22 protein-coding genes are annotated in these 23473 nt (G+C 64.4%); 12 read left to right on the plus strand and 10 right to left on the minus strand.

Features of this window, described 5'->3' with window-relative positions; genetic code table 11:
- Positions 1 to 79: 79 nt before the first annotated feature.
- Positions 80 to 1024: a D-2-hydroxyacid dehydrogenase gene (locus tag K5X80_RS07785; protein WP_222560272.1), complete on the plus strand. Its 945-nt coding sequence runs from the start codon at positions 80 to 82 to the stop codon at positions 1022 to 1024.
- Between the two features lie 61 nt (positions 1025 to 1085).
- Here K5X80_RS07785 and K5X80_RS07790 read toward each other — a convergent pair whose 3' ends face one another.
- Both K5X80_RS07790 and K5X80_RS07795 read right to left on the minus strand, forming a co-directional pair.
- Positions 1086 to 1442: a hypothetical protein gene (locus tag K5X80_RS07790; RefSeq protein WP_222560273.1), complete on the minus strand. Its 357-nt coding sequence runs from the start codon at positions 1440 to 1442 to the stop codon at positions 1086 to 1088.
- Positions 1432 to 1635: a hypothetical protein gene (locus K5X80_RS07795; RefSeq protein ID WP_222560274.1), complete on the minus strand. Its 204-nt coding sequence runs from the start codon at positions 1633 to 1635 to the stop codon at positions 1432 to 1434. Before K5X80_RS07795 ends, K5X80_RS07790 begins: the two co-directional genes overlap by 11 nt.
- A gap of 118 nt (positions 1636 to 1753) precedes the next feature.
- Here K5X80_RS07795 and K5X80_RS07800 point away from each other — a divergent pair, with 118 nt between their 5' ends.
- Positions 1754 to 2398 (plus strand): S24 family peptidase, encoded by a 645-nt coding sequence (locus K5X80_RS07800; protein WP_222560275.1) that lies wholly within the window; start codon positions 1754 to 1756, stop codon positions 2396 to 2398.
- Positions 2399 to 2496: 98 nt separating this feature from the next.
- Complete coding sequence (locus tag K5X80_RS07805; protein ID WP_222560408.1) at positions 2497 to 3144, plus strand: MBL fold metallo-hydrolase; 648 nt, start codon at positions 2497 to 2499, stop codon at positions 3142 to 3144.
- A 28-nt stretch (positions 3145 to 3172) separates the two neighbouring features.
- Here K5X80_RS07805 and K5X80_RS07810 read toward each other — a convergent pair whose 3' ends face one another.
- Positions 3173 to 3565, minus strand: coding sequence for an MAPEG family protein (locus K5X80_RS07810; RefSeq protein WP_222560276.1), 393 nt, complete (start codon positions 3563 to 3565; stop codon positions 3173 to 3175).
- Between the two features lie 193 nt (positions 3566 to 3758).
- Between K5X80_RS07810 and rpmF the strand changes: the two genes are divergently transcribed.
- The 5 genes from rpmF to K5X80_RS07835 all read left to right on the plus strand — a co-directional run bounded on the left by rpmF (position 3759) and on the right by K5X80_RS07835 (position 6821).
- Positions 3759 to 3938, plus strand: a complete 180-nt coding sequence (gene rpmF / locus K5X80_RS07815; protein WP_222560277.1) for a 50S ribosomal protein L32 — start codon at positions 3759 to 3761, stop codon at positions 3936 to 3938.
- Between the two features lie 25 nt (positions 3939 to 3963).
- A complete protein-coding gene (gene plsX / locus K5X80_RS07820; protein ID WP_222560278.1) occupies positions 3964 to 5040 on the plus strand; it encodes a phosphate acyltransferase PlsX in 1077 nt (358 codons plus the stop codon).
- Positions 5037 to 6002: a beta-ketoacyl-ACP synthase III gene (locus K5X80_RS07825; protein ID WP_222560279.1), complete on the plus strand. Its 966-nt coding sequence runs from the start codon at positions 5037 to 5039 to the stop codon at positions 6000 to 6002. The genes plsX and K5X80_RS07825 overlap by 4 nt, the downstream gene beginning before the upstream one ends.
- A gap of 157 nt (positions 6003 to 6159) precedes the next feature.
- Positions 6160 to 6453 (plus strand): integration host factor subunit alpha, encoded by a 294-nt coding sequence (locus K5X80_RS07830; RefSeq protein ID WP_283249291.1) that lies wholly within the window; start codon positions 6160 to 6162, stop codon positions 6451 to 6453.
- Positions 6453 to 6821 carry a MerR family transcriptional regulator gene (locus tag K5X80_RS07835; protein ID WP_222560280.1) on the plus strand — a complete coding sequence of 123 codons (369 nt, stop codon included), beginning with the start codon at positions 6453 to 6455 and terminating at the stop codon, positions 6819 to 6821. The genes K5X80_RS07830 and K5X80_RS07835 overlap by 1 nt, the downstream gene beginning before the upstream one ends.
- A 40-nt stretch (positions 6822 to 6861) precedes the next feature.
- On the opposite strand, the gene K5X80_RS07840 is transcribed toward K5X80_RS07835, so the two are convergent.
- Both K5X80_RS07840 and K5X80_RS07845 read right to left on the minus strand, forming a co-directional pair.
- Positions 6862 to 7431, minus strand: a complete 570-nt coding sequence (locus K5X80_RS07840; RefSeq protein ID WP_222560281.1) for a SixA phosphatase family protein — start codon at positions 7429 to 7431, stop codon at positions 6862 to 6864.
- Positions 7421 to 10252 (minus strand): ATP-dependent DNA helicase, encoded by a 2832-nt coding sequence (locus K5X80_RS07845; protein WP_222560282.1) that lies wholly within the window; start codon positions 10250 to 10252, stop codon positions 7421 to 7423. The genes K5X80_RS07840 and K5X80_RS07845 overlap by 11 nt, the downstream gene beginning before the upstream one ends.
- A gap of 166 nt (positions 10253 to 10418) precedes the next feature.
- On the opposite strand from K5X80_RS07845, the gene K5X80_RS07850 reads away from it, so the two are divergent.
- Together K5X80_RS07850 and K5X80_RS07855 are read left to right on the plus strand one after the other, a co-directional pair.
- A complete protein-coding gene (locus tag K5X80_RS07850) occupies positions 10419 to 11039 on the plus strand; it encodes a PadR family transcriptional regulator (RefSeq protein ID WP_222560283.1) in 621 nt (206 codons plus the stop codon).
- Entirely contained in the window at positions 11036 to 11326 is a 291-nt protein-coding gene (locus K5X80_RS07855; RefSeq protein ID WP_222560284.1) for a DUF2218 domain-containing protein, read from the plus strand. The genes K5X80_RS07850 and K5X80_RS07855 overlap by 4 nt, the downstream gene beginning before the upstream one ends.
- 12 nt (positions 11327 to 11338) lie before the next feature.
- On the opposite strand, the gene K5X80_RS07860 is transcribed toward K5X80_RS07855, so the two are convergent.
- Positions 11339 to 12226, minus strand: coding sequence for a mechanosensitive ion channel family protein (locus K5X80_RS07860; RefSeq protein ID WP_222560285.1), 888 nt, complete (start codon positions 12224 to 12226; stop codon positions 11339 to 11341).
- Positions 12227 to 12407: 181 nt separating this feature from the next.
- On the opposite strand from K5X80_RS07860, the gene K5X80_RS07865 reads away from it, so the two are divergent.
- Positions 12408 to 14030 (plus strand): lysine--tRNA ligase, encoded by a 1623-nt coding sequence (locus K5X80_RS07865; protein WP_222560286.1) that lies wholly within the window; start codon positions 12408 to 12410, stop codon positions 14028 to 14030.
- Positions 14031 to 14074: 44 nt separating this feature from the next.
- On the opposite strand, the gene K5X80_RS07870 is transcribed toward K5X80_RS07865, so the two are convergent.
- Together K5X80_RS07870 and K5X80_RS07875 are read right to left on the minus strand one after the other, a co-directional pair.
- Positions 14075 to 14749 carry a 2OG-Fe(II) oxygenase gene (locus tag K5X80_RS07870; RefSeq protein ID WP_222560287.1) on the minus strand — a complete coding sequence of 225 codons (675 nt, stop codon included), beginning with the start codon at positions 14747 to 14749 and terminating at the stop codon, positions 14075 to 14077.
- A 146-nt stretch (positions 14750 to 14895) separates the two neighbouring features.
- Complete coding sequence (locus K5X80_RS07875) at positions 14896 to 15870, minus strand: RcnB family protein (RefSeq protein WP_222560288.1); 975 nt, start codon at positions 15868 to 15870, stop codon at positions 14896 to 14898.
- 414 nt (positions 15871 to 16284) lie between these two features.
- On the opposite strand from K5X80_RS07875, the gene K5X80_RS07880 reads away from it, so the two are divergent.
- Entirely contained in the window at positions 16285 to 17910 is a 1626-nt protein-coding gene (locus K5X80_RS07880) for a DEAD/DEAH box helicase (protein ID WP_222560289.1), read from the plus strand.
- Between the two features lie 326 nt (positions 17911 to 18236).
- Here K5X80_RS07880 and ettA read toward each other — a convergent pair whose 3' ends face one another.
- Positions 18237 to 19916, minus strand: a complete 1680-nt coding sequence (gene ettA / locus K5X80_RS07885; protein WP_222560290.1) for an energy-dependent translational throttle protein EttA — start codon at positions 19914 to 19916, stop codon at positions 18237 to 18239.
- A 96-nt stretch (positions 19917 to 20012) separates the two neighbouring features.
- The gene (locus K5X80_RS07890; protein ID WP_222560291.1) at positions 20013 to 23438 is read right to left on the minus strand and encodes a chromosome segregation SMC family protein; all 3426 of its coding nucleotides are present in this window, start codon (positions 23436 to 23438) and stop codon (positions 20013 to 20015) included.
- Positions 23439 to 23473 lie beyond the last annotated feature (35 nt).

Here is a 23473-nt window from a genome sequence, read left to right on the forward strand (position 1 = left end):
TTGACGCAGCGGTGCGCACGCGGGACAAGGGGTGATCCGCGCCCATAGCGGCGCGCAAACAAAACAACATGGAGCCAGGATGACTGTTGCCGTTCTCCCCGGATCGATGAAGCCCCTGCTGGCGCCGCATTTGCCCGATTGGCTCGATGCGCGCTTCTTTGACGATGCCGACGAATTGCTCGCGCTCGCGCCGGAGGCGGAGATTGGCTGGCTCGATTATTACGTCAACGGTTCCACCGCCACGATCGAGGCAGTGAAGCGGGCGGAAAAGCTGCGCTGGCTGGTGACGATCGGGGCCGGGGTGGATTACCTGCCGCTCGACGTGCTGCTCGCCCGCGGGGTGATGATTACCAACGGCACGGGCCTTAGCGCCGCGCCCATTGCCGAATATGTCCTGATGGCGATGCTCGCTTTCACCAAGGATTACCGCGCGGTGATGCGGATGCAGGACCGGCGTGAATGGCTGAACGATTCGCCGGGCAAGCGGCAACTGGCGGGCAGCCGGGCGCTGGTAATCGGCTATGGCGCCATCGGCCGCGAAGTGGCGCGGCGGCTGCGTGCGTTCGATGTGGAGGTGCAGGCGGTGACGCGTTCGGGCGGGAAAGGGCTGCTGCACCCGGACGAATGGCGCGCGCACCTAGGCCGGTTCGACTGGGTGATCCTGTCCGCCCCGGCCACGGCGGATACGCGGCATATGATCGGCACGGCGGAACTGGCGGCGATGAAAGCCGATGCGGTGCTGGTCAATGTCGCGCGCGGCACGCTGGTCGACCAGCAGGCGCTGACCGAAGCGCTCGCCGCCATGCGGATCGGCGGGGCGATTCTGGATGTGACCGACCCCGAACCGTTGCCCGCGACCGATCCCCTGTGGGAACTCGACAATGTCCACATCACCATGCATCTCAGCGGGCGTTCGCAGGATACCGTTTATGCGCGTGCGGCGGAGCGGCTGCTGGCCAATCTGGAAGCGTACCGCGCCGGCGATCCGCCCCAGCCGCTCTATGATCGGGTGAGGGGGTACTAAGCGCGCCGCGGGCTGAACATCCCGCCGTCACAGGACGAAGCAATCCTGGGCGGGCCCCCCATCAGCATTCCTCCACCAGCAGGATTTCCACCCGCACGGTCATATGCGGATCGGGGCTCAGCCGATGATCGACCGCGACCACCTGCGCGTCCGCCACCAGATGGCGGGGCAGGGTGAATTCATGGTCGGGCAGCGCATCGATCAGCCGCTCCCCCGCCGCTACCGCATCCAGCCCGGCGAATTGCAGGGTGAGCCGGTGGCGGGTTCCGGCGAAAGTGACGCTGGCCCACGGCGTTTCGCTGTGGATCGGAATATCCGCTGTCCCTTCGGCCAGATGGAGCAAGGCGGCGCGCAGCCGTTCGGCAACGGTTCGGCGGGGGCTGCGGAGCGGACGGGGAATCATCGGTTCAACGGACATTGGCAGGCTCTCCGGCAGAGTTGGTATCGTATATGTTCATGAAATGTTCCACCCGTTTTTCCGTGCGAGTGCGGGGGGTGCGGCCGTTGCGCAGATCGAGCACGAAACGCGGGTCCCGCGCCGCCAGCCGCCCGAATTTGGTGGCGGGCATGCCGGTACGGCGGAGGAATTTCTCGATTTTGCGGATCAGCATCTCTCTCACCCCTGAAAAACGATTCGCGGCAGGAGGATTCGTCCTACGTGAAATCCTACTTGTCTAGGAAAAATCCTACGTGTAGGATAAATTTACCACGAATGCCGGGGATTGCCTTATGGCCGATGCACGAATGCGCCTGCTCGAACTGTCCGAAAGGCAAGGGGTCAGCTTGGCCGCGCTGTCACAAATGATAGGGCGTAACCCATCGTATTTGCAGCAATATATCCGAAAGGGTAGCCCGCGCAAGCTGGATGAAGCGGACCGGGCGCAACTGGCCGGTTTCTTCGGTGTGGCCGAATCGGAATTGGGCGCGGTGGAGGAAATATCCCATGCCTTGTCCGCGAATCGGCACAGGCGAGACTGGGTGGCGGTCCCCCGCCTGGCCTTGGGGGCTTCGGCCGGGCCCGGCGCGCTGGCGGGGGAGGAAGAGCCGTTCGACAGTTTCGGTTTTTCAGACCGCTGGCTGCGTGAACACGGGCTTGATCAGGCGAATCTCTCGCTCATTTCGGTGGTCGGCGATTCGATGGAACCGCTTCTGCGCGACGGGGATGAGATTCTCGTCGATCATGGCTGGCGGCCGTTGCGCGATGGGGTCCATGTCGTGCGGCTGGGCGATGCCTTGCATGTCAAGCGGGTGCAGCAGGGGCAGGCGGGCGAAATCCGGCTGATCAGTGTGAACGAAGCCTATCCCCCGATCGATGCCGCGCTGGCCGATATCGAAGTGATAGGGCGTGTCGTCTGGAAGGGGGGGCGGTTGTAACCGCTTTGCAGGGTGCTTGCAGCGCCGGTCCGCATGGGCTTGCATTCGGCGGTGCGCGCGGCCACATCCCGGCCATGTCCGAAAAACCCACGCCTCCGATGCGCGCCGCGATTATTCCGGTCACTCCGCTGCAGCAGAACTGTTCGCTGATCTGGTGCACCAAAACGATGAAGGGCGCGCTGATCGACCCCGGCGGCGATCTCGACCGGCTGAAGGCCGGGGTGGAAAAAGCCGGTGTCACGCTGGAAAAGCTGCTGGTGACGCATGGCCACCTCGACCATTGCGGGCAGACCGGCATTCTCGCCCGTGAACTCGGCCTGCCGATCGAAGGGCCGCATGAGGCGGATCGGTTCTGGATCGCGCGGCTCGGCGATGATGGCGCGCAATACGGTATGCACGGTGAAGTGTTCGAACCCAACCGCTGGTTGCAGGACGGCGACACGGTTACGGTGGGCGAACTGGAACTGGATGTGATCCATTGCCCCGGCCATACGCCCGGCCATGTGGTGTTCTATCACGCCCCTTCGCAATTCGCGGTGGTGGGCGACGTGCTGTTTCAAGGCTCCATCGGGCGCACCGATTTTCCCATGGGCAACCATCAGGACCTGATCGATTCGATTACCCGGAAGCTGTGGCCGCTGGGCAGCGACGTGACGTTTATCCCCGGTCATGGCGGGGTCAGCACTTTCGGGCAGGAACGGCGGACGAATCCCTTCGTCGCCGATTCCGTGGTTGAGCGCGCCTGAGGCGCGCCCAGCACAGCGGACGAGCCGGTTACAGCTTTCCGAGGGAAACCAGCACGGCGACGACGGCAAGGCCGATCAGGGTAAGCGCGGTCACGATAATGGCGCCTGCACGGAAGGGGTTGCCGCCTTCCCGGTCCATGCCGATCGGGTGGGCCACACGGGCCAGCAGATAGACCGCTGCCACGTAAGGCAGCCAGTTTCCGCCCTTTCCGGCCAGTTCGATGGCGCCGATCAGGATCAGCACCAGCGGCGTATTCTCGATGAAATTCGCATGGGCCCGCATGCGCCGCGCCAGCAGCGGATTGCCGCCGTCGCCGTGCACGATCTTGGCGGATACGCGCACCTGTCCGCACCGGACGATAAGCCAGATATTGATGATGGCGGCGGCTGCGGCGGCACTCAGGGTCGTTGTCAGTATCATGTTTGCCCCTCCCTTTCGTGAATGGGTGTTAGCAAGCGAGAGGCGGTGCTTGCAACATGGGCAAAATTCGCTATAGGCCGCGCCTTCGCCGCCTGATGGACCGATGCGCAGCGCCAGCCCCTTGGGCTTGTGCGGTTTCGGCTCATCGCCTAGGGCGTCCATATAGTTTGATTTTGCAGGAACAGGTGCCGCAATGGCTGTCCCCAAGAGAAAAGTTTCGCCTCATCGCCGGGGCAACCGCCGCGCTCATGATGCTCTCAAGGTCGAAGCATTCCACGAATGCTCCAACTGCGGCGAACTGAAGCGCCCGCACAATCTGTGCTCGCACTGTGGCCATTACAACGGCCGCGAAGTCGTTGCGGTGGGCCTCTAAGCCTCTCTAGCTGGAGAACGCCGCCATGAGTTTGCCGCGTATCGCCGTCGATGCGATGGGCGGTGATGAGGGCGTGCGTGTGATGGTTGAAGGCGCCGCGCTCGCGCGGCGCCGCCATGACCGGTTCAAATTCCTGCTGGTGGGGGACGAGACGCGAATCAAGCGCGCGCTCGACAACCATCCCAACATGCATGCCGCCTCCGAAATCCTCCATGCCGAGGATGTCGTGTCGGGCGAGGAAAAGCCGACCCAGGCCCTGCGCCGCGCCAGGACCACATCGATGGGAATGGCCGTCAATGCGGTGAAGCAGGGCGATGCGGGGGCAGCGGTCAGCGCCGGCAACACCGGCGCGCTGATGGCCATATCCAAGCTGGCGTTGCGCACGATGCCGGGGATTGATCGCCCGGCGCTTGCCGCGCGCTTGCCGACATTGGGCGAACATGACGTGATCATGCTCGATCTCGGCGCCAACACCGAGTGCGATGCGCGCAATCTCGTGCAGTTCGCGGTGATGGGTGCGGCCTATTCGCGCATTATCACCGGGCTGGACGCGCCGCGTGTACGCCTGCTCAATATCGGCACAGAAGAAATCAAGGGCACCGACGACCTGCAACAGGCTTCGGCCCATTTGCGCGCGGCCACCGGGCTTTCGCTGCATTTCGAAGGCTTCGTCGAAGCCGACAAGATCACGCATGGCGATGTTCAGGTCGTGGTGACGGACGGATTTTCCGGCAACATCGCGCTGAAAGCGATTGAAGGCGCGGCGCGTTTCGTGGGCGATCTGCTCAAACGCAGCTTCCGCAGTTCGCTGCGGTCGAAATTCGGCTTCCTGATCTCGCGCCCGGCGACAGAGTTGATTCGCCATCATCTCGATCCCAACAACCACAATGGCGCCGTGTTCCTCGGCCTCAACGGCATCGTGGTGAAAAGCCACGGCAGCGCCAACGCCGCGGGTGTGGCCAATGCCGTGGCGGTGACTGCGCGCATGCTGGAAGAGAATCTTACCGAACGGATCGCGGCGGACCTTGCCGAGCTTGCTGCGCGAACCGTAAACGGGAATGTCGGCAATGGCGCCGATGGACAGGGAGATCCCGTAAAGTGATCCGTTCGATCGTTCGTGGAAGCGGTTCGGCTTTGCCGAAGCGCGTTGTGACCAATGCTGAACTGGCGGCGCAGGTCGATACCAGCGACGAATGGATCGTCGAACGCACGGGCATTCGTCAGCGCTATATCGCGGACGACAGCGAAACCACCTCCAGCCTGGCTATCGATGCCGCGCGCAAGGCGCTGGAAATGGCGCAGATGGATGCGAAGTCGATCGATCTGATCGTGCTCGCCACCGCAACGCCGGACCAGACGTTCCCTTCGACCGCATCACGTGTCCAGGCGGCGCTCGGTTGCCAGGGTGGGGCGGCATTTGATGTGGCGGCGGTCTGCTCGGGCTTCCTCTATGCGCTGGGTGTCGCCGATTCGATGCTGCGCACCGGGATGGCCAGGCGCGCGCTGGTGATCGGGGCGGAAACGTTCAGCCGCATTCTCGACTGGGAAGATCGCACCACCTGCGTGCTGTTCGGCGATGGCGCCGGGGCGATGGTGCTGGAAGCGGCTGATGTCGCGGAAGAAGGGCCGGGAATCCTTGCCAGCCGGCTGCACGCCGATGGGGATCATAACGAGTTGCTTTATGTCGATGGTGGCCCGTCGACGACCGGGACGGTGGGCAAATTGCGGATGAAGGGGCGCGAAGTGTTCCGCCATGCCGTGGTCAACCTCGCCGAAGTGCTGGAAGAAGTGCTGCAGGAAGTCGGTGTCGGCGCGGCGGAACTGGATTGGGTGGTTCCGCATCAGGCCAATGCGCGGATTCTCGATGCGACCGCGCGCAAGCTCGGCCTTCCGGCGGAAAAAGTCATCAAGACCGTGGAGAAGCACGCCAACACTTCCGCCGCTTCGGTGCCGCTGGCTTATGACGAGGCCGTGCGCGATGGCCGAATCAAGCCCGGCGACCTTGTCATGCTGGAGGCGATGGGTGGCGGATTTACGTGGGGCGCCAGCCTGTTGCGGGTGTGAACCGTCGTAATTCGCAGGCGATAGATGGGGAATTCGTGGCGCATATCTGCGCATTCATCGAATATTCGATCGTTAGCCATTGATAATTGGTGTGAAACGGGTACTCTCCGCGCGCGGTATAACCCCATAACTGCTTTAAAGAAGGTATGGCCATATGATGCGTTCGGTGGGCACTCTCACCCGCGCTGACTTGGCAGAGGCGATCAATCGTAAGGTCGGCCTGTCTCGCGCGGAATCGCTGGCTCTTGTTGAATCCATTCTCGACCGAATGAGTGACGCCATGTCCAATGGCGAAAATGTCAAGATTTCCGGTTTCGGCACATTCACCTTGCGTGACAAGAACGAACGGATCGGGCGCAACCCCAAGACCGGCGTCGAAGTTCCCATCACACCGCGCCGGGTGCTGACTTTCCGCGCCAGCCAGATCCTGAAAGACCGGATTCTGGGATAATGAGTGATCTGTTCGACCTGCGGTTTGCCGACGGCAAGGACGCAGGCGCGTTGCGTACTATCGGGGAAGTGGCAAGCGCGCTCAACATCGCGCCGCATGTTCTGCGTTACTGGGAACAGCAGTTCCCGACGCTCAAGCCGGTCAAACGCAGCGGCGGGCGCCGTTATTACCGGGCGCAGGATATCGCTCTGATCGAAACCATCGATCGGCTGGTCAATCGCGAAGGCTACACGCTGAAAGGTGCGAAGAAGGCGCTGTCGGCGGGTACGGCGGAAGAGCAGGAGCCGCACGAGCCGACAGCGGCCGATCTCCTGCCGCGTCTGCGGCTTATTCGCGAACGGTTGGCGGCGGCGCTGGACAAGGCCTGATGGCCACGGCCGTTTCGGCGGCCGCTTCTTCCCTCAAGCGCTAACGCATTTCCAGCTTCGGGCCGAGCGCGGGATCGAGATCGCGCGGCCGGACGAAATGGACCAGGCGGCCGCGGCCTTCATCGGCATCGGCCCATTGCGCGATGTCGAGTTCCAGCACAGCATAGGCCGCGGTGGGGAACTTGCGCATCGCCTCGTCGAAAAGATCGTCACGCGCGGCATCGGCCACGAGTGCGGCCAGCAGGTCCTGCAAACCCGGATTGTGGCCCGCCAGCAGCACATTGCCGGGATCGCCATCGATCTGCCGCAACAGGTCCAGCATGGTCGGCACATTGGCGAGATAGAGCTGGTCTTCCCAGATGACTGCGGGCGGTTGGGGCAAGGCGGGAAGGGAGCGGTCCAGCGTTTCCCGCACACGCAGCGCCGGGCTGGCGAGCAGAAGGTCCCAGACGGGTCCATGATCAGCGATATGCCGCCCCATGACCACGGCGCCCTTGCGCCCGCGCGTGTTCAGCCCGCGATCGAAATCGCGCAGGTCGGTGTCCTTCCATGAGGATTTCGCATGTCGAAAAAGTCCGAGCCGTTTCACGCTCTCAATCTTACCCTTCATCCCGCGCGGCGGGTTCCCGTGCCGTTTCGCTCGCCCCGTCATCCCGCGTCTCGCCCGTCGAGCAAACACTGGCGGCGATGCGTTGTAAAGCCTCATCCAGCGTCAATCTGATGACAGGCGTGCCTGCGGGAAAGGCTGATAGCAGGCGGCTGGGGAAGGCGGCCGAAAGGACGACGAAATGGCCCCGATCCTCCTTGCTGCGGATCAGCCGTCCGAACCCCTGGGCGAGGCGGGCGCGGATGATCCGGTCATCGTGGGAAGAGCCGCCGTTCACCGCGCGGCGCGCCCGGTGCAGGATCGAAGGCTTGGGCCATGGCACCTGTTCCATCACCACGCAGCGCAGCGAATGGCCGGGCACATCCACCCCGTCGCGCAGGGCATCGGTGCCGAGCAGCGAGGCGTGGGGATCGTCGCGAAAGATATCCACCAGCGTGCCGGTGTCGATCGGATCGACATGCTGGGCATAGAGCGGCAGGCCGACACGGGCGAGCCGGTCGGCGATCCGCCCATGCACCGCGCGCAGGCGGCGGATCGCGGTGAACAGGCCCAGGACACCGCCATTGGCGGCTTCGATCAACCGCGCATAGGCCCCGGCGAGCGCGGGAATATCGCCCTTTTTCACATCGGTGACGATCAGAACTTCAGCCTGCGCGGCATAGTCGAACGGGCTTTCGGCTGCGGTTAGCCGGGGAGAGACGTCGATATGAGGGGCGCCCGAGCGGGCGACGGCGTTGCGCCAGTCGTCCTCCTCCCGCCCGCTGCGGTCGGTCAGCGTGGCGCTGGTCAGCATCACCCCGTGCGCGGGTTCCAGCACCACACGGGCAAAGGGCTTCATCGGATCGAGCCAGCGGCGATGGATGCCGATGTCGAATTCGCGCGCGTCCGAGCGGTCGACCGCCAGCCAGTCGACGAAATCGGGATCGACCGGCCCGCCGAGGCGATTGAGCAACGCTTCCCACGCGGCGATCAGATCGATCCGCCAGGCGAGCGAATGGCGCGCGCCCTCTATTCTCGCGCGGCCTTGCCCGTCGAGCCAGTCGGGCGGTTCTTCCAGCAGCGCCTCCAGCCTTCCCGAAAGCTTGATCAGCGGATGGCGCAGATCGGCCAGCGCGGCCTGCGCCTGCCCCGCCAGTTCGACGAAAGGCCCATCAAGCTGGGCCGCTTCGGTTTCGATGCCGTAGCCTGCTTCCTGCCCCCCGCTTTCATCGCGGGCATACGTGACTGCGCGAACGGCGGCGAGCAACGCTTCCACCGGGCCGAAAGGTTCGCCGTCATGCAGGCGCTGAAGCCATCCATCGCCGGGTAGCGCTTCGGCGGCTTCGCGCGCGGCGGTGATCGCATTGGCGCCCTGATCGTCATAGGAGGCGACATCGGCGAGGCGTGCGGCGAGCCCCCGCCGCCGCCCTTTCGCCCCGCGTTCCGGCCCGATGATCCAGCGGCGCAGTTCGATCGCTTCGGTGCCCGACAGCGCGGCGGCGAATGTGGAATCGGCCGCATCGAATACGTGATGGCCTTCATCGAACACGATCCGCGTGGGGCGCTGGGCATGATCGCGGCCGCGCGCGGCATTGACCATCACCAGCGCGTGATTGGCGATCACCAGATCGGCCTGCGCGGAGGCACGGGCGGAGCGTTCGATGAAGCATTTGCGATAATGTGGGCATCCGGCATAGACGCATTCGCCGCGCTGGTCGGTCAGCGCCCTGATCCCGCGCTGGCGGAACAGCGTGCCGAGCCAGCCAGGCAGATCGCCGCCGATCATATCGCCATCCTGCGAATAGGCGGCCCAGCGCGCCACGAGTTGCGCCATGATCGCCGCGCGCCCGCCGAAGCCGCCTTGCAGGGCATCCTCCAGATTGAGCAGGCACAGATAATTTTCCCGCCCCTTGCGCACGACGACGCGCTGGCGGGCATTGCTGGCGGTGCGCGCAGGCGAGATGGCGGCTGGAGGGGCGGGCATGCTGGCCGGCGGCGGCGTGGCATCGGGCCAGGCACGGCGGCTTTCGTGACGCAACTGGCGCTGCAGGTTCTTGGTATAAGTCGACACCCAGATCGTGCCGCCCGACCGTTCGGCCCAGAGCGAGGCCGGAGCGAGATAGCCCAGTGTCTTGCCCGTGCCGGTGCCTGCCTGCGCCAGCAGCAGGTGTGGCGTGCCATGGGCTGGGCGGGGGGCGAAGATATGGGCGACATCGCGGGCATAGGCCTGCTGCCCGGGGCGGGTTTCGGCGCCGTTGCCGGTCAGCGCGGCCAGACGAGCGTCGATATCCTCCGCCGCGATCTGCACTTGCGCGGGCTGTGGGCGTTCGGGTGCGTCTTCCCATTCGGGCAGGCGGGTGAACAGCCAGCGTTCGGCCCGTTCCGGCTGCGCGATATGCGGGCTGAGCACCTGTGCCCAAGGCCAGCGTAGCCGTGCCAGCGATTGCAGCGCGCTCCACGCCCCTTCGCGCATCGGCCAGGCGGGGCTTTCGCATGTGGCCAGCATCGCCCCCGCGGCGCGCTGGAGAAATTCGGGCACCGCATCGTCGCCCGCAGGCGCCGCGATATCCAGCGCGGTGGCCAGCCCCTTGGGGGTAGGCACGCAAAACCGCGCGGGGAACACGAACGCGAACAGTTCCAGCAGATCGAGCCCGGAGAGATCGGGATAGCCGAGCCGGGTGGCGACCAGCGGCGCGTTGAGCAGCAGCAACGGGGTGTCGGCGGCCGCCATGATCGCTTCGCCTTTGCCTGTCGCGCGGGTTTGCCCGTCAGCCGCGCGCAGCCAGCAGCCGCCATGGCTGGCGTGGAGCGCGGGAAGGGCGAGCGAAGCGGCATCGGCAGCCATGGCGTTGCGATAGGCTCCGCAATGGCCGGTCCGCAAGGCGTGGGAGAGCGCACATGGCGGATTTTGCCCGGCTTCGGAGCGGTGCAGGAAAAAATTCTGTCCGGGGTCTTGTTTGGATCGTTTCAAGATATATCTTAAGTGCATCTTGAAGCATAGGAGACTCACTTTGAGATCAGGATCTCATCATCGCGGGCGCGGCGCACGGCGCGGGCCCGGCGATCATTTCGAAACCGGCGGCAGGCATGGCCACCATGACCACTCGCACCACCGTGGCGAACACGGGGAGTGGAGCGAGCGTGGCGAACGCGGCCGGGGGCAACGGCGCAGGCGGCTGTTCGATGCCGCTGAACTGCAACTCCTCCTGCTCAGCCTGGCGAGCGAGCAACCGGCCCATGGTTACGAACTCATCCGCAGCATCGAAGCCCGCTCGCACGGCGGCTATTCGCCCAGCCCGGGCGTGGTCTATCCCGCGTTGACCTTCATGGAAGAAGCGGGCCTGCTCGAAGCGGTGCAGGACGGCGCGCGCAAGAATTACCGCGCGACGGCGGAGGGCGAAGCACGGATCGCGGCCGAAGCGGACACGGTGGCCGCCTTGCAGGCCAGGCTTACCTCTATGGCCGCGATGCGCGAACGCACCGATGCGGCGCCGGTCCGCCGGGCGATGCAGAATCTCAAGACGGCGATCTTCGACCGTCTTTCCCAGGATCGGGTCGATCGGGAAACCGTGCTGCGGGTTGCTGAACTGATCGACGATGCGGCCCGCAAAATCGAAAGGATCGATGTATGACTCATGTCACCGCGACCGTGCCCACCGCCCATGGTGGCAAGTATGCCCGCCAGCTCTGCAAGCATTGGGCCCACAAACTCGATGTGACGCTGGATGGCGATACCGGGGTAGTGCGCTTCCCCAATGCCGTGGCAACGATGACGGGCGAAGCCGGCGCGCTGCGGATCGATCTCACCGCCGACAGCGCCGAAATGGCGGAGCAGATGAAGGGCGTGATCGAACGCCATCTCGATCGCTTTGCTTTTCGCGAGGCGCCGCTCGCCTACCGTTGGAGCGCAGGCGCCTGAACAACGCCCGCTTCACGCCTCGGGTGAGGGATCGCGTTCCTCTTCGGTGTGGGATTTGTGGTTGTCCCGCTCGATGAAAATGTGCGTGGCCTGATCGCTGGAGAACGGAATCTGCGCATCATCCAGCGCTTTCTTCACCGCGAAAATGATGTTGCTTTTGACCGCGCCGAAATCGTTCTCCGACGTGTTGGTCCACCATTGCACCAGGAAATCGATCGAACCGCCGCTGAACTGCTGGGCATAGATGCCGATCGGGTGGTTGCGGTTGACCTGCTCGACCCCGCTCACCGCTTTGCGGATCACGGCTTCGGCGGTCGGCAGATCGCAATCGCTGGCCACTTTCACCACCACTTCGTTGCGCCGCACCGGCGTGTCGGTGATGATCTTGACCGGGTTCTTGAACATCATCGAATTGGGCAGGATCGTCAGTTCGTTGGTCGGCTGGCGGATATGCGTTTCGCGCAGAGTGATCTTCTCCACCCGGCCTGAAATGTTGTTGGCTTCCACCATGTCGCCGATCTGCATCTTGTCGCGCAGCATGATGAGCACCCCGGCAAGGAAGTTTTCCAGAATGTCCTGAAACGCGAAACCGATGGCGACCGCGCCGACACCCAGACCGGCGACGAGGCTGGCCGGGGTCAATCCCGGCATGACCACGGTCGCCGCGATCAGCAGGCCGAAAATCCAGATGGCCAGCCGCACCAGTGTTTCGATCAACTGGCGCAAGTCGGGGCGCAGCGATGTGCGGCGGGTGATGCGGTTGGCGATGTGCACGGAAAAACGCGCAATTCCCCAGGTGAACAGGATCACCAACATCGCGATGACCAGGCTGGGCAGAGTGGCCACGAAATTGTCGATCATGGAATCGGTCTGCCGCTGAAGAGTTGTGAGGTAACGCAAATCTGAAACTCCCGTTCGGCCCCGCTTGCCGGATGGCAACAATCGCACAGTGGGTAATCGTTCCCTGGGGCGCTGCCAATCTCCGGCGGAACGGCGCCGGGGCGGGGTATCCGCCGGATAACGCGCGGTGCCCGGAAATGGCGCTTGCGAAACCGGCCGCAAGGCGCAATGGACGCCCGCTATGACTGACACATCCCTGATCGAAGCCGCACAGACATCCAAGGCATGGCCGTTCGAAGAAGCCCGCAAGCTGGCCAAGCGTTATCCCCAGGGCAAACGGGGCAAGGATGGCGCGCTGGAACCGGTCTTGTTCGAAACGGGATACGGCCCTTCGGGCCTGCCGCATATCGGGACGTTTCAGGAAGTGCTGCGTACTACACTGGTCCGTCGTGCTTATGAGGTGTTGACCGATGGCGCGCCGACCCGGCTGGTCGCGTTCAGCGACGATATGGACGGGCTGCGCAAGGTGCCCGACAACATCCCCAATGCCGATGTGCTGGCCGCCAATCTGGGCAAGCCGTTGTCACGCATTCCCGATCCGTTCGGCAAGTACGAAAGCTTCGCCCATCACAACAACGCGATGCTGCGCGAATTCCTCGACCGGTTCGGGTTCGATTACGAATTCGTTTCGGCCTCGGATCGCTACAATTCCGGCGCTTTCGACGATGCGCTGCGCAATGTCCTGCGCAATTACGGCGCGATAATGGACGTGATGCTACCGACGCTGCGCGCCGAACGGCAGGCGACCTATTCGCCCGTGCTGCCCGTCAGCCCGACCAGCGGCGTGGTCCTGCAGGTGCCGGTTGAGGTGATCGATGCCGAGGCCGGGATCGTCCGCTTCGAGGATGAGGGCAAGAACGTCGAACAGTCGATCTTTGGCGGCAATGCCAAGCTACAATGGAAAGTCGACTGGGCGATGCGCTGGGTCGCGCTCGGCGTCGATTATGAAATGTGCGGCAAGGACCTGACCGACAGCGTCACCCAGTCGGGGAAGATTGCCAGGGTGCTCGGCGGCCGCAAGCCCGAAGGGCTGATCTACGAACTTTTCCTCGACGAGAAGGGGGAGAAGATATCCAAGTCCAAGGGCAATGGCCTGACGATCGACGAATGGCTGCGCTACGGCACCGAGGAAAGCCTCGGCTTCTACCTCTACCGCGAACCCAAGAGCGCCAAGCAGTTGCACATGGGCGTGATTCCGCGCGCGGTGGACGAATACTGGCAATTCCGTGAAAAGCTGGGGGCGCAGCCGGTCGAACAGAAGCTCGGCAACCCGGTGTGGCATCTGGCGCGCGCCAACGGCGGAGCCGCCGGATCGGAAGCGCCCGGCGAGGGGGACAAGTTGGCGGTGACGTTCGGCCTGTTGCTCAATCTCGTGGGCGTACTGGGGCCGCATGCCACGCATGAACAGGTCCGTTCCTATCTCGGCAACTATGTGCAGGATCTGGATGCGGCCGATCTGGCAGGGCTCGATGCGCTGATCGAACCGGCGCTCGCCTACAATCGCGATTTCATCCTGCCCACGCTCAACCGGCGCGCCCCGGCCGCGAACGAGGCGGAGGCGCTGAAAGCGCTCGACGCCGAACTGGCGGCGATGACGGAAGAAACGCCTGCCGAAGATATCCAGACGGCCGTCTATGAAATCGGCAAGAACGAAGTCTACGGTTTCGAAAGCCTGCGCGACTGGTTCAAAGCGCTGTACGAAACGCTGCTGGGCTCTTCACAGGGGCCGCGCATGGGCAGTTTTGTCGCGCTTTACGGCGTGGCCAATACGCGCAAGCTGATCGAGGAAGCGCTGGCTCGCTAGTAGAGGCGCGGCTCGCGCCTGCCCGGTTGGCGCGCAGGCTCCGATCAGGCCCATTCGCGCACTCTGTACCAGCGTGTGACGATATGCTTGCTGCCCTTGATGACGGGGAGGGCGGCATGCATCGTCATTTCGTTGGGCGTGCCGTCCACTCGGGCGTTGTTCCACATCAGCAGCGCGCCCTTCTGCGGAGTGACCTGCAGGCCGAGGTGCGTGAACAGCGTCTCCCCGCCTTCCTCGACATCGTTGAGGTAGATCATCGCCGTCCAGCAGCGTTGCCCGCCGTGGCGCTTTTCCACTTTCCAATGCGGTTCGCTGGTGTGGAACCAGTCGCAGTGCTGTTTGTATTCCTGGCCCGGCATGTAGCGCTGGCCTTGCAGCGTTTCGCCGTTTTTGGACGGCAGGCCGAGCAGATCATCAATCCGGCGCGAGGCCATCTGTACCACGGGATGGTGGGGGTCGAGATTGCCTGAATAGCTGGTGCGATAACCGGCGGCGGCATCTTCGGCCGAAAACAATGTGGAAGGCTGCGCCACCATGTCGATCATGGCGGTGAGCTGCCAGCATTCGGTCTCATCGAGAAAGGCGCCCATCGCATAGATTTCGGCCTTGTCCGTCGGCAGCTTGTGAATGTGCGGATCGGCGTCCAGGCGGGTTCGGACAGCCGCGCCCAGGCGGGCGAGCTGCTGTTGATCGGCATGGGTGCGGGCGAACAGTTTCATAGTCGGCGTTTAGGAAAACCGAGGGACTGCCTGCAAGCCGTTCCTGATGGAAGCGGGGATTTGTGCGGTGGGCAAGGAAAACCCCCGCCCGAGGGAATAGGCGGGGGTTCCTTGCCCGAATACCGACCACTCTACTCGGTACGGGCTTACCAGAAGAAATCGTTTATCACATCTACGACTTCACCGGTGTAAATATTTACCAGCAGGACATCGTCATAATAACGGACCCAGCGATAGGGGCCATCGGCCATGGGCAGACGATACTGCCACGGATCGTTGATCCAGTAGCGGTTCGAATAGAACAGCGAGTCGAGGAAGAACCCGATGCTCAACCGGCGGTACGACCAGCTGTTGTAAGGCGAATAGTACCGGCCGACGCGATAGACATGCCGGTGGGAGTCGCGATAGCTGCGCCAGTTGTAGCGGCTGTTGTCGCGCCAGCGGCGATCCCACTGGCGGCTGTCATGGCGGCCGACGCGATCGCGGTTCCAGTTGCTGTTGCGGTCCCGATTCCAGTTGTTGTTCCGGTCACGGTTCCAGTCACGGTCCCGGTCGCGGCTCCAATTGGTGTTGCGGTCACGGTTCCAGTTACGGTCCCGATCCCGATCCCGGTTCCAATTGTTGTTGCGGTCGCGGTTGACGTCGCTGTTGCGATCCCGGTTCCAATTGTTGTTGCGGTCGCGATTCCACGTGTTGTCGCGATCACGATTCACATTGTTGTCGCGGTCGCGCGCGTTGTTGATCGCCCGGTCGCGGTAGATGCTGGGCCGCTCGTTGCGCCGTTGCTCGATGGTGCGATTGTTGGTCGATTGCCGCCAATCATTGCGGCGTTCCATCCGATCGGCGGTTGCGTTAGGGACTTGCGCGTTACGGCGTTCGTTCCAGTTCTGCGTGCGCTGGGGCATGGTGGGGCGCTGTTCCATCTGACGGGCGCGGAAATCGCTCTGGCGCTGGGCCTGAGGCGCGCGTTCCATCGACCGGTTCATCGAACGGTTGGCACGGAAATCGCCACCTCCACCGCGCTGAACGCGTTCGGCACGGTTGGCGTTGCCGCGTTCGTTCTGGGCAAAGGCTTCGGCGGGTAATGCGGTCAGCGCCATCACGGCTGCCAGTGCCGTCATACCGCCCGATATCAGAAGGTGTTTTACATGCATAACGGCATCTCCATCCGTCAGCCGCCATGAGGGAATAGAGCGGCCTGCTATACCGGATGGTTTACGCGAGTCGGGATGTCACAAATGTGAACCATGATGATGGCCTTCTGTTCATCTTTCTTAATCCTGGGATGAACATTGATGGGGTGTGCGCAATTAACTTGCCAATCCTGTGTAGTCACCCTAGAGGGGCGGCCGATCCAGCGTCGGTGACGATACCGACGTTGTCCGCCGTAGCGTGAGACCCGGCCTGAGCCAGGGCGCGCGGACGTAGAGATCGCCATTTCCGCCAGACGCTTCCTTTTTCACGCAGGGTCGCATCATACGAACCCTGAAGCTGTGCCTTGTCGGGCGCGGCTCGTGAGCTTTTGAGAGAATTGCATGTCCTATTTTACCGACCTCGGCTTGGCCGAGCCCATTTTGCGCGCGTTGGGCGCCAAGGGGTACGCCGATCCGACGCCGATTCAGCAGCAGGCGATCCCCGCGCTGCTCGAAGGGCGCGACCTTCTGGGTATCGCGCAGACGGGCACCGGCAAGACCGCCGCCTTTTCACTTCCTTCGCTGCACCGGCTGGCCGCCGATCCCAAACCGCGCAAGAACGCGTCGTGCCGCATGCTGGTGCTCTCGCCGACGCGCGAACTGGCTGCCCAGATCGCCGAAAACATGCGCGGCTATGCCAAGTACCTTGCGCTGAACGTGCAGTGCATTTTCGGCGGCGTTCCCGCTGGCAAGCAGGCGCGGGCGCTGGTGCCCGGCACCGATATCCTCGTGGCGACGCCGGGCCGCCTGCTCGACCTGATCGATCAGCGCGCGCTGACTTTGCGCCATGTCGAAATCTTCGTGCTGGATGAAGCAGACCAAATGATGGACCTCGGCTTTATCCAGCCGTTGAAGCGGATTGCCGCGCTGCTGCCCAAGGAACGGCAGAGTCTGTTCTTTTCCGCCACGATGCCCAAGGCGATTGCTGACCTTGGCAAGCAGTTCATCCAAGATCCGGTGCGGGTGGAAGTCGCCCCGCAATCCACCACCGCCGAACGCGTCGAACAATACGCCACGTTCCTCAACCAGGCGGAAAAGCAGGCGCTGCTGACTTTGCGCCTGCGTGAAGGGTTGGGCGACGGTGCGATCGATCGCGCGCTCGTCTTCACCCGGACCAAACATGGCGCGGACCGGGTCGTGCGCCATCTCGCCACGGCGGGCATTTCGGGCGCCGCGATCCATGGCAACAAGAGCCAGGCCCAACGCACCGCCGCAATCAAGGGTTTCCGTTCGGGTTCCGTGCGGGTGCTGGTGGCGACGGACATCGCCGCGCGCGGGATCGATATTCCGGGCGTCAGCCACGTGTTCAATTTCGAACTGCCCAATGTGCCCGAACAGTACGTCCACCGCATCGGCCGCACCGCGCGTGCTGGGGCGGACGGGATTGCGATCAGCTTCGTGGCGCCGGACGAAAAGCCCTATCTGCGCGATATCGAACGGCTCACACGCGTGAAGCTCACGCAGCAGGCGCTGCCCGATGATTTCGAAAAGCAGGCTTCCCGCTTGCCGCTGCCCTCGCGCAAGGCGGTGCAGGAAGCGGTTTCGGAAGACGGTCGGCCGGCGCATCATCAGCCGCGCGGCCGCCGTGCGGGCGGAGAGGGGCGGCGCGAGCGCGATGGCGAACGCGGTCCCCGCCAACGGCAGGAACCGCGTCAGGAACGTGGTCCCGCGCGGATGAAGACCGATCGCAGCCATATCCGCACCGCGAAGCCGCATGGCGGTGAAGAACGGAGCGCTCGCCCGCAGCGTCAGGACGAACGTGCCGTGCAGGGGCGCGACGATCGCGCCGCACGACCCGATCGGGCTCCCCGCTCCGCCGAGCGTACTCACGCCCCGCGCGGTGACAATCCCCGCCGTGATGGCGGCCAGCGCGATGGCGCGCGGCGCGGCATGGGCCATGGTGGCCCGCGCAAGGGCGGTGAAGGCGGTCAGCGTACGATGCGCCGCCAGCGCCAGCCGCAACCCTGATGCCGTGATCGGCGGGAGGCGTGCAGCCTTCCGCCAGTCACATGCATGCGTCCTGCGACAGGCTCAGGACGAGCGGGGTTTGTGCTAGATCGCTTATCGCCCCTCCTATTTCAGGCCCTGACTCTCGGGGCCTGAACGCCCGATCTCGGTTCGTCCTGAGCCTGTCGAAGGACTCGCACTGACAGTGGCTTCGGCTCCTGGCCTTCGGCTGGTTCAGGCCGGACGGGAAGTTGGGAGCACTCCCTGTTTGCAAACGATAGAGCCCCAAAGAAAAGGGCCGCTTACCGGATGGTAGGCGGCCCTTTCTTATTCGATGCGATCCGTGATCAGCGCGTCAGCTTCTTGTAGGCCAGGCGCGTCGGGCGGTCGGCGGCGTCGCCCAGGCGGCGGCGCTTGTCTTCTTCATAAGCTTCGAAGTTGCCTTCGAACCATTCGACATGGCTGTTTCCTTCGAACGCGAGAATGTGGGTCGCCAGACGGTCGAGGAAGAAACGGTCGTGGCTGATGACCACGGCGCAGCCGGCGAAGTTTTCGATCGCGTCTTCCAGCGCGGCCAGCGTTTCCACGTCGAGGTCGTTGGTCGGTTCGTCCAGCAGCAGCACGTTGCCGCCTTCTTTCAGCATCTTGGCCATGTGCACGCGGTTGCGTTCACCGCCCGAAAGCTTGCCGACGTTCTTCTGCTGATCCGCGCCCTTGAAATTGAACGCGCCGACATAGGCACGGGTCGACATATCGTGCCCGTTGACTTTCATGTAATCGAGCCCGTCGGAGATTTCTTCCCAGACGTTCTTCGCCGGATCGAGATGATCGCGGCTCTGATCGACATAGCCGAGGCGGACGGTTTCACCGATAGCGATCTCGCCCGAATCCGGGGTTTCCTTGCCGGTGAGGATCTTGAACAGCGTGGACTTGCCCGCGCCGTTCGGCCCGATCACGCCGACGATGCCACCCGGCGGCAGCATGAACGAGAGGTCTTCGAACAGCAGCTTGTCGCCATAGGCCTTGGAAATACCCTTGGCTTCGATGACCTTGCCACCGAGCCGCTCGGGCACCTGAATGACGATCTGGGCCTTGCCGGGGCGGCGGTCGTTCTGCGCTTCCTGCAACTGTTCGAACTTGCGGATACGCGCCTTGGACTTGGTCTGGCGAGCGGCAGGCGTTTGCCGGATCCACTCCAGTTCTTCCTTGAGCGCCTTGGAACGGCCGCTTTCCTCACGCTCTTCCTGCTCAAGGCGTTTGGCCTTCTTTTCGAGATAGGTCGAGTAGTTGCCTTCGTAGGGGAAGTACTTGCCCCGGTCGAGTTCGAGAATCCAGCCCACCACGTTGTCGAGGAAGTAGCGGTCGTGGGTGATCATCAGCACCGCGCCGGCATATTCCTTGAGATGGTTTTCCAGCCATTCGACGGATTCGGCGTCGAGGTGGTTGGTCGGTTCGTCCAGCAGCAGGATGGAGGGCTTCTGGATCAGCAGACGGGTCAGCGCGATGCGGCGCTTTTCACCGCCCGAAAGGCTGTCCACCGGCCAGTCCCCCGGCGGGCAGCGCAGCGCTTCCATCGCGATTTCGAGCTGGTTGTCGAGCGTCCAGCCGTCCACCGCGTCGATCTGTTCTTGCAGCGTGCCCATTTCTTCCATCAGGGCATCGAAATCCGCGTCTTCCGGCGGATCGGCCATCAGCATGGAGATTTCGTTGAAACGGTCGACCATGTCGGCCACTTCGCGCGCGCCGTCCTTGACGTTTTCCAGCACGGTCTTGCTGGGATCGAGTTCCGGCTCCTGCGCCAGATAGCCGACAGTGATGTTCTCACCCGGCCAGGCTTCGCCGGTGAAATCGGTGTCGATCCCGGCCATGATTTTCATCAGAGTCGATTTGCCGACGCCGTTGGGGCCGACGATGCCGATCTTGGCACCCTGATAGAATTGCAGATTGATGTTGTTGAGCACCGGCTTCTGCGCGCCGGGGAAGCTCTTCGTCATGTTCTTCATGACATATGCGTATTGGGCGGCCATTGTCGTCCTTCGGGGGTAAACGGGTGTCTGTAAGGAATTGCCCGCCATGTAGCGATGGCCGGGGCCGGGGGCAAGGTTTGGGACGCGTGCCCGCGCCTATTCCGCTGCCAGCAGTTGTTCCGCTCCGCCCAGATCGACGCTGACGAGGCGGGACACGCCCTTTTCGACCATGGTCACGCCGAACAGGCGGTTCATCCGGCTCATCGTCACGGCGTTGTGGGTGACGATGAGATAGCGGGTGTCCGTTTCCTGCTGCATCGCATCCAGCAGATCGCAGAAGCGGTCGATATTGGCATCGTCGAGCGGCGCATCGACTTCGTCGAGCACGCAGATCGGCGCGGGATTGGTGAGGAACAACGCGAAAATCAGTGCGACGGCGGTCAGCGCCTGTTCCCCGCCGGACAGCAAGCTGAGCGATTGCAGCCGCTTGCCCGGCGGCTGGGCGAAGATTTCAAGGCCTGCTTGGAGCGGATCATCGGAATCGATCAGGGCCAGATGCGCCTGCCCGCCTTCAAACAGGCGGGTGAACAGGCGGCGGAAATGGGTGTCGACTTCTTCGAACGCGGCGCGCAGGCGTTCACGCCCCTCGCGGTTCAGATTGCCGATGGACCCGCGCAGGCGGTTTACCGCCTCGGCCAGCTCCGCCTGTTCGGTGGCGCTTTCGCCCTGGCGGGCTTCGATTTCCGCCAGTTCGTCCGCGGCCACCAGATTGACCGGCCCGATCCGTTCGCGATCGCTCGTCAGCCGTTCGTGCGCGGCGGATTCGGCCTCTGCTGTGCCGACACCCGGCTCGTCGAATGCAAAGCGGGAAGGGAGCAGGGGCGGGGGGCACTGGAAACGCTCGCCCGACAGGCGGTTGAATTCGCTGCGGCGGGCCTCTTCGTTTTCCGCTCGTGCACTGGCTCCGGCGCGGTCCTCGCGCGCGGTGGCGAGCGTTTCGTTGGCTTCAGCCAGCGCGGCATCGATAGCGCGCGCGGCCGTTTCCGCTTCGGCCAGCGCGGTTTCCGCTTCGGTCAGTTCCTTGCCCAGCCGCTCGCGTATCGCGTCGCCCTGTTCGATATCGCGCATCAGCGCAGGGGGCTTTGCGGCGATGATCCGGTGTTCTTCCTCGATCTCCTCGAACCGCCGCGCCATTTCGGACAGGCGGCGGGTGGCTTCGTCGGAGCGGGCCTGCCATCCCCGGATATCGGCGGCGCGGGCGGCGGTGCGTTCGCGCGCGACGGCCAGCGCCTGATCGTGCGCGGCCAATTCGGCGGTGGCGGCCTGCAAAGCGGCGCGGGCGGTTTCGTGCTTCGCCTGCGCGGTGGTGAGCGTAGCCCGACCGTGTTCGGGATCGGGCAGGGCGGCCTTCTTCGTTTCGGCGGCGGCGACTTCGCTTTCGGCCTGCTGGCGCTGGTCTTGCAGATCGCTGGCAGCGGCTTCCAGTTCGGCCATGCGGGCGGCGCGGCGTTCGCGCGCGGCTTCGGCCTGATCCTGCAGGCGCAGGGCATTGCGCTCGGTCTCCGCCGCCTGCGCGATGGCGCGTTCGGCGGCGATGAGGGTGCGTTGCAGTTCGGAAAGCTGCTCCTGCGCGGCCTGTTGGCGGGTTTCCGCTTCCTCTACCGCTGCGCGCAAGGCGGGCAGTTGCGCCGCCAGTTCGGCAAAGCGGTTTTCAGCTTCCAGCCGGGCGGCTTCCGCCGCGCCTTCGCCGCGCGCGATGAACCCATCCCAGCGCCGCAACCGGCCATCGCGGGTGACCAGCCATTCGCCGGGGGCGAGCATGCGGCGGTCGTCCACATCCACCACGTGCACCAGCGCCAGCCGCGCGGCGAGTTCCGCCGGGCAATCGGGCACATGCGCCGCCAGACTGTCCGCCACTGGCGCGGGCGCCGTGCCACCGGTCCAGAAACGGCCCTCCGCCTCGTCGCCCGGCTGGCCGAGCGGGGCCTTGGCATCGCGGCCGAGCACGGCGGCCAGTGCCCGTTCATACCCTGGCGCGGCCCGCACCCGGTCAAGCGCCACAGGCAGGCCGTGCTTGCCCGCAGCCTGTTTCGCCCGCGCCTCACGATCGCGCTGCAAGGCGTTGTATTCGCGTTCGATCCCCGCCAGTTCGCCCTTGGCAGCGGCGAGCGTGGCGCCTGCCTCATCACGTGTGGCCGTCAGCGTTTCCTTCTCGGCCTGACGCCGTGTGAGATCGTCACGCAACTGGGTCAGTTCGACCCCTGCCTGCGCGACGGCCTGCCGCGCGGCGGCCAGCGCGATTTCGGGATCGTCCTGCGCGGCGAGGGCGGCACGCATTTCGTCCTGCCGCCGGATTTCCTGCGCCAGCCGGTCCACCCGGGCCCGCGCTTGCGTCAGTTCCGCCTCAGCCACGCGCCAGTCGGCTTCTACCCCGGCATGATCCGCCGTCGCCTTGGCCAGCGCCAGTTCGGCGGTCCGGCCCGCGCGCTCCGCCTCTTCCAGTCGCGCGGCGAGAGTGGGGCGCGCCTCCTCGTCTGCCGCCAGCGTTTTCTGGCTATCGCTCAGTTCGGTTTCCAGCCGGGCGAGCGCTTCGGCGGCATCACGCGTCAACCGGTCGGCATCGCCGCGATCCTCGATCAGGCGGTTACGCTGCCGTTCCAGATCCGCCAGCCGCTGCTCCGCCGCTTCCAACTGGCTGGTGAGCGACGCCATGCGGTGTCCATGGGCATTGGCATCGTCACGTCGGTCAGCCAGCAGATCACGCGCGCGGGCGAGCGTTTCGGCGGAGGCCATCTGCCCTTTCTGCGCCGTGGCCGTGGCGGCCTGCGCGGCACTGACCCGCGCTTCGCAGGCTTGCGCTTCCTGGCGCGCGGCCTCCGCCGCCGCCGCCGCATCGCGCCAGCGGGCGAACAGCAGCCGTGCTTCCGCCACCTGAATCCGGCTGGACAGTTCCTTGTAGCGCTCGGCCTGTCTGGCCTGCCGGCGCAGCGTGGCAATCTGGGCGTTCAGCCCGGCCATCAGGTCTTCCAGCCGGGCGAGGTTGGTTTCGGTCTGGCGCAGCTTGCTTTCGGCGTCTTTGCGACGGACATGCAGGCCGGCGATCCCGGCCGCTTCCTCCAGCATCTGCCGCCGTTCGGCAGGCTTGGCGGCGATGATCGCGGCAATCTTGCCTTGGCTGACCAGCGCCGGGCTATGCGCGCCGGTGGCGGCATCGGCGAAGACCAGCGCGATATCCTTGGCCCGCACATCGCGCCCGTTGACGCGATAGGCGCTGCCCGCGCCGCGTTCGATCCGGCGGGTGACTTCCAGTTCTTCGGCATGGGCGTCCTCGCACTGGAGAACGACTTCGGCGAAATCGCGCGGGGCCCGCTGCGCCGTGCCCGCGAAGATCACATCCTCCATCCCGCCCGAGCGCATGGACTTGGGCGAATTTTCGCCCATGACCCAGCGGATCGCTTCCAGCAGGTTGGATTTGCCGCATCCGTTGGGGCCGACCACGCCGGTCAGCCCCGGTTCGATGCGCAGTTCGGTGGGCTCGACGAAGCTCTTGAAGCCCGAGAGTTTGAGCTTCCTGATCTTCATCGCGTGTGCGCCTCCTCCCTTGCCGTCAGGCGTTG

This window comes from Caenibius sp. WL, from assembly GCF_019803445.1.
In the GTDB taxonomy this organism is placed as follows: domain Bacteria; phylum Pseudomonadota; class Alphaproteobacteria; order Sphingomonadales; family Sphingomonadaceae; genus Caenibius.

What these genes read in the sequence shown, in the direction of transcription:
- K5X80_RS07845 (WP_222560282.1), bottom strand. Translation starts at nt 10,252, where the DNA reads ATGGCTGCCGATGCCGCTTCGCTCGCCCTTCCCGCGCTCCACGCCAGC.
- K5X80_RS07805 (WP_222560408.1), top strand. Translation starts at nt 2,497, where the DNA reads ATGCGCGCCGCGATTATTCCGGTCACTCCGCTGCAGCAGAACTGTTCG.
- K5X80_RS07875 (WP_222560288.1), bottom strand. Translation starts at nt 15,870, where the DNA reads ATGACGGCACTGGCAGCCGTGATGGCGCTGACCGCATTACCCGCCGAA.
- K5X80_RS07835 (WP_222560280.1), top strand. Translation starts at nt 6,453, where the DNA reads ATGAGTGATCTGTTCGACCTGCGGTTTGCCGACGGCAAGGACGCAGGC.
- K5X80_RS07880 (WP_222560289.1), top strand. Translation starts at nt 16,285, where the DNA reads ATGTCCTATTTTACCGACCTCGGCTTGGCCGAGCCCATTTTGCGCGCG.
- rpmF (WP_222560277.1), top strand. Translation starts at nt 3,759, where the DNA reads ATGGCTGTCCCCAAGAGAAAAGTTTCGCCTCATCGCCGGGGCAACCGC.
- K5X80_RS07785 (WP_222560272.1), top strand. Translation starts at nt 80, where the DNA reads ATGACTGTTGCCGTTCTCCCCGGATCGATGAAGCCCCTGCTGGCGCCG.
- K5X80_RS07790 (WP_222560273.1), bottom strand. Translation starts at nt 1,442, where the DNA reads ATGTCCGTTGAACCGATGATTCCCCGTCCGCTCCGCAGCCCCCGCCGA.
- K5X80_RS07890 (WP_222560291.1), bottom strand. Translation starts at nt 23,438, where the DNA reads ATGAAGATCAGGAAGCTCAAACTCTCGGGCTTCAAGAGCTTCGTCGAG.
- K5X80_RS07855 (WP_222560284.1), top strand. Translation starts at nt 11,036, where the DNA reads ATGACTCATGTCACCGCGACCGTGCCCACCGCCCATGGTGGCAAGTAT.
- K5X80_RS07830 (WP_283249291.1), top strand. Translation starts at nt 6,160, where the DNA reads ATGCGTTCGGTGGGCACTCTCACCCGCGCTGACTTGGCAGAGGCGATC.
- K5X80_RS07795 (WP_222560274.1), bottom strand. Translation starts at nt 1,635, where the DNA reads ATGCTGATCCGCAAAATCGAGAAATTCCTCCGCCGTACCGGCATGCCC.
- ettA (WP_222560290.1), bottom strand. Translation starts at nt 19,916, where the DNA reads ATGGCCGCCCAATACGCATATGTCATGAAGAACATGACGAAGAGCTTC.
- K5X80_RS07840 (WP_222560281.1), bottom strand. Translation starts at nt 7,431, where the DNA reads ATGAAGGGTAAGATTGAGAGCGTGAAACGGCTCGGACTTTTTCGACAT.
- K5X80_RS07800 (WP_222560275.1), top strand. Translation starts at nt 1,754, where the DNA reads ATGGCCGATGCACGAATGCGCCTGCTCGAACTGTCCGAAAGGCAAGGG.
- K5X80_RS07870 (WP_222560287.1), bottom strand. Translation starts at nt 14,749, where the DNA reads ATGAAACTGTTCGCCCGCACCCATGCCGATCAACAGCAGCTCGCCCGC.
- plsX (WP_222560278.1), top strand. Translation starts at nt 3,964, where the DNA reads ATGAGTTTGCCGCGTATCGCCGTCGATGCGATGGGCGGTGATGAGGGC.
- K5X80_RS07810 (WP_222560276.1), bottom strand. Translation starts at nt 3,565, where the DNA reads ATGATACTGACAACGACCCTGAGTGCCGCCGCAGCCGCCGCCATCATC.
- K5X80_RS07865 (WP_222560286.1), top strand. Translation starts at nt 12,408, where the DNA reads ATGACTGACACATCCCTGATCGAAGCCGCACAGACATCCAAGGCATGG.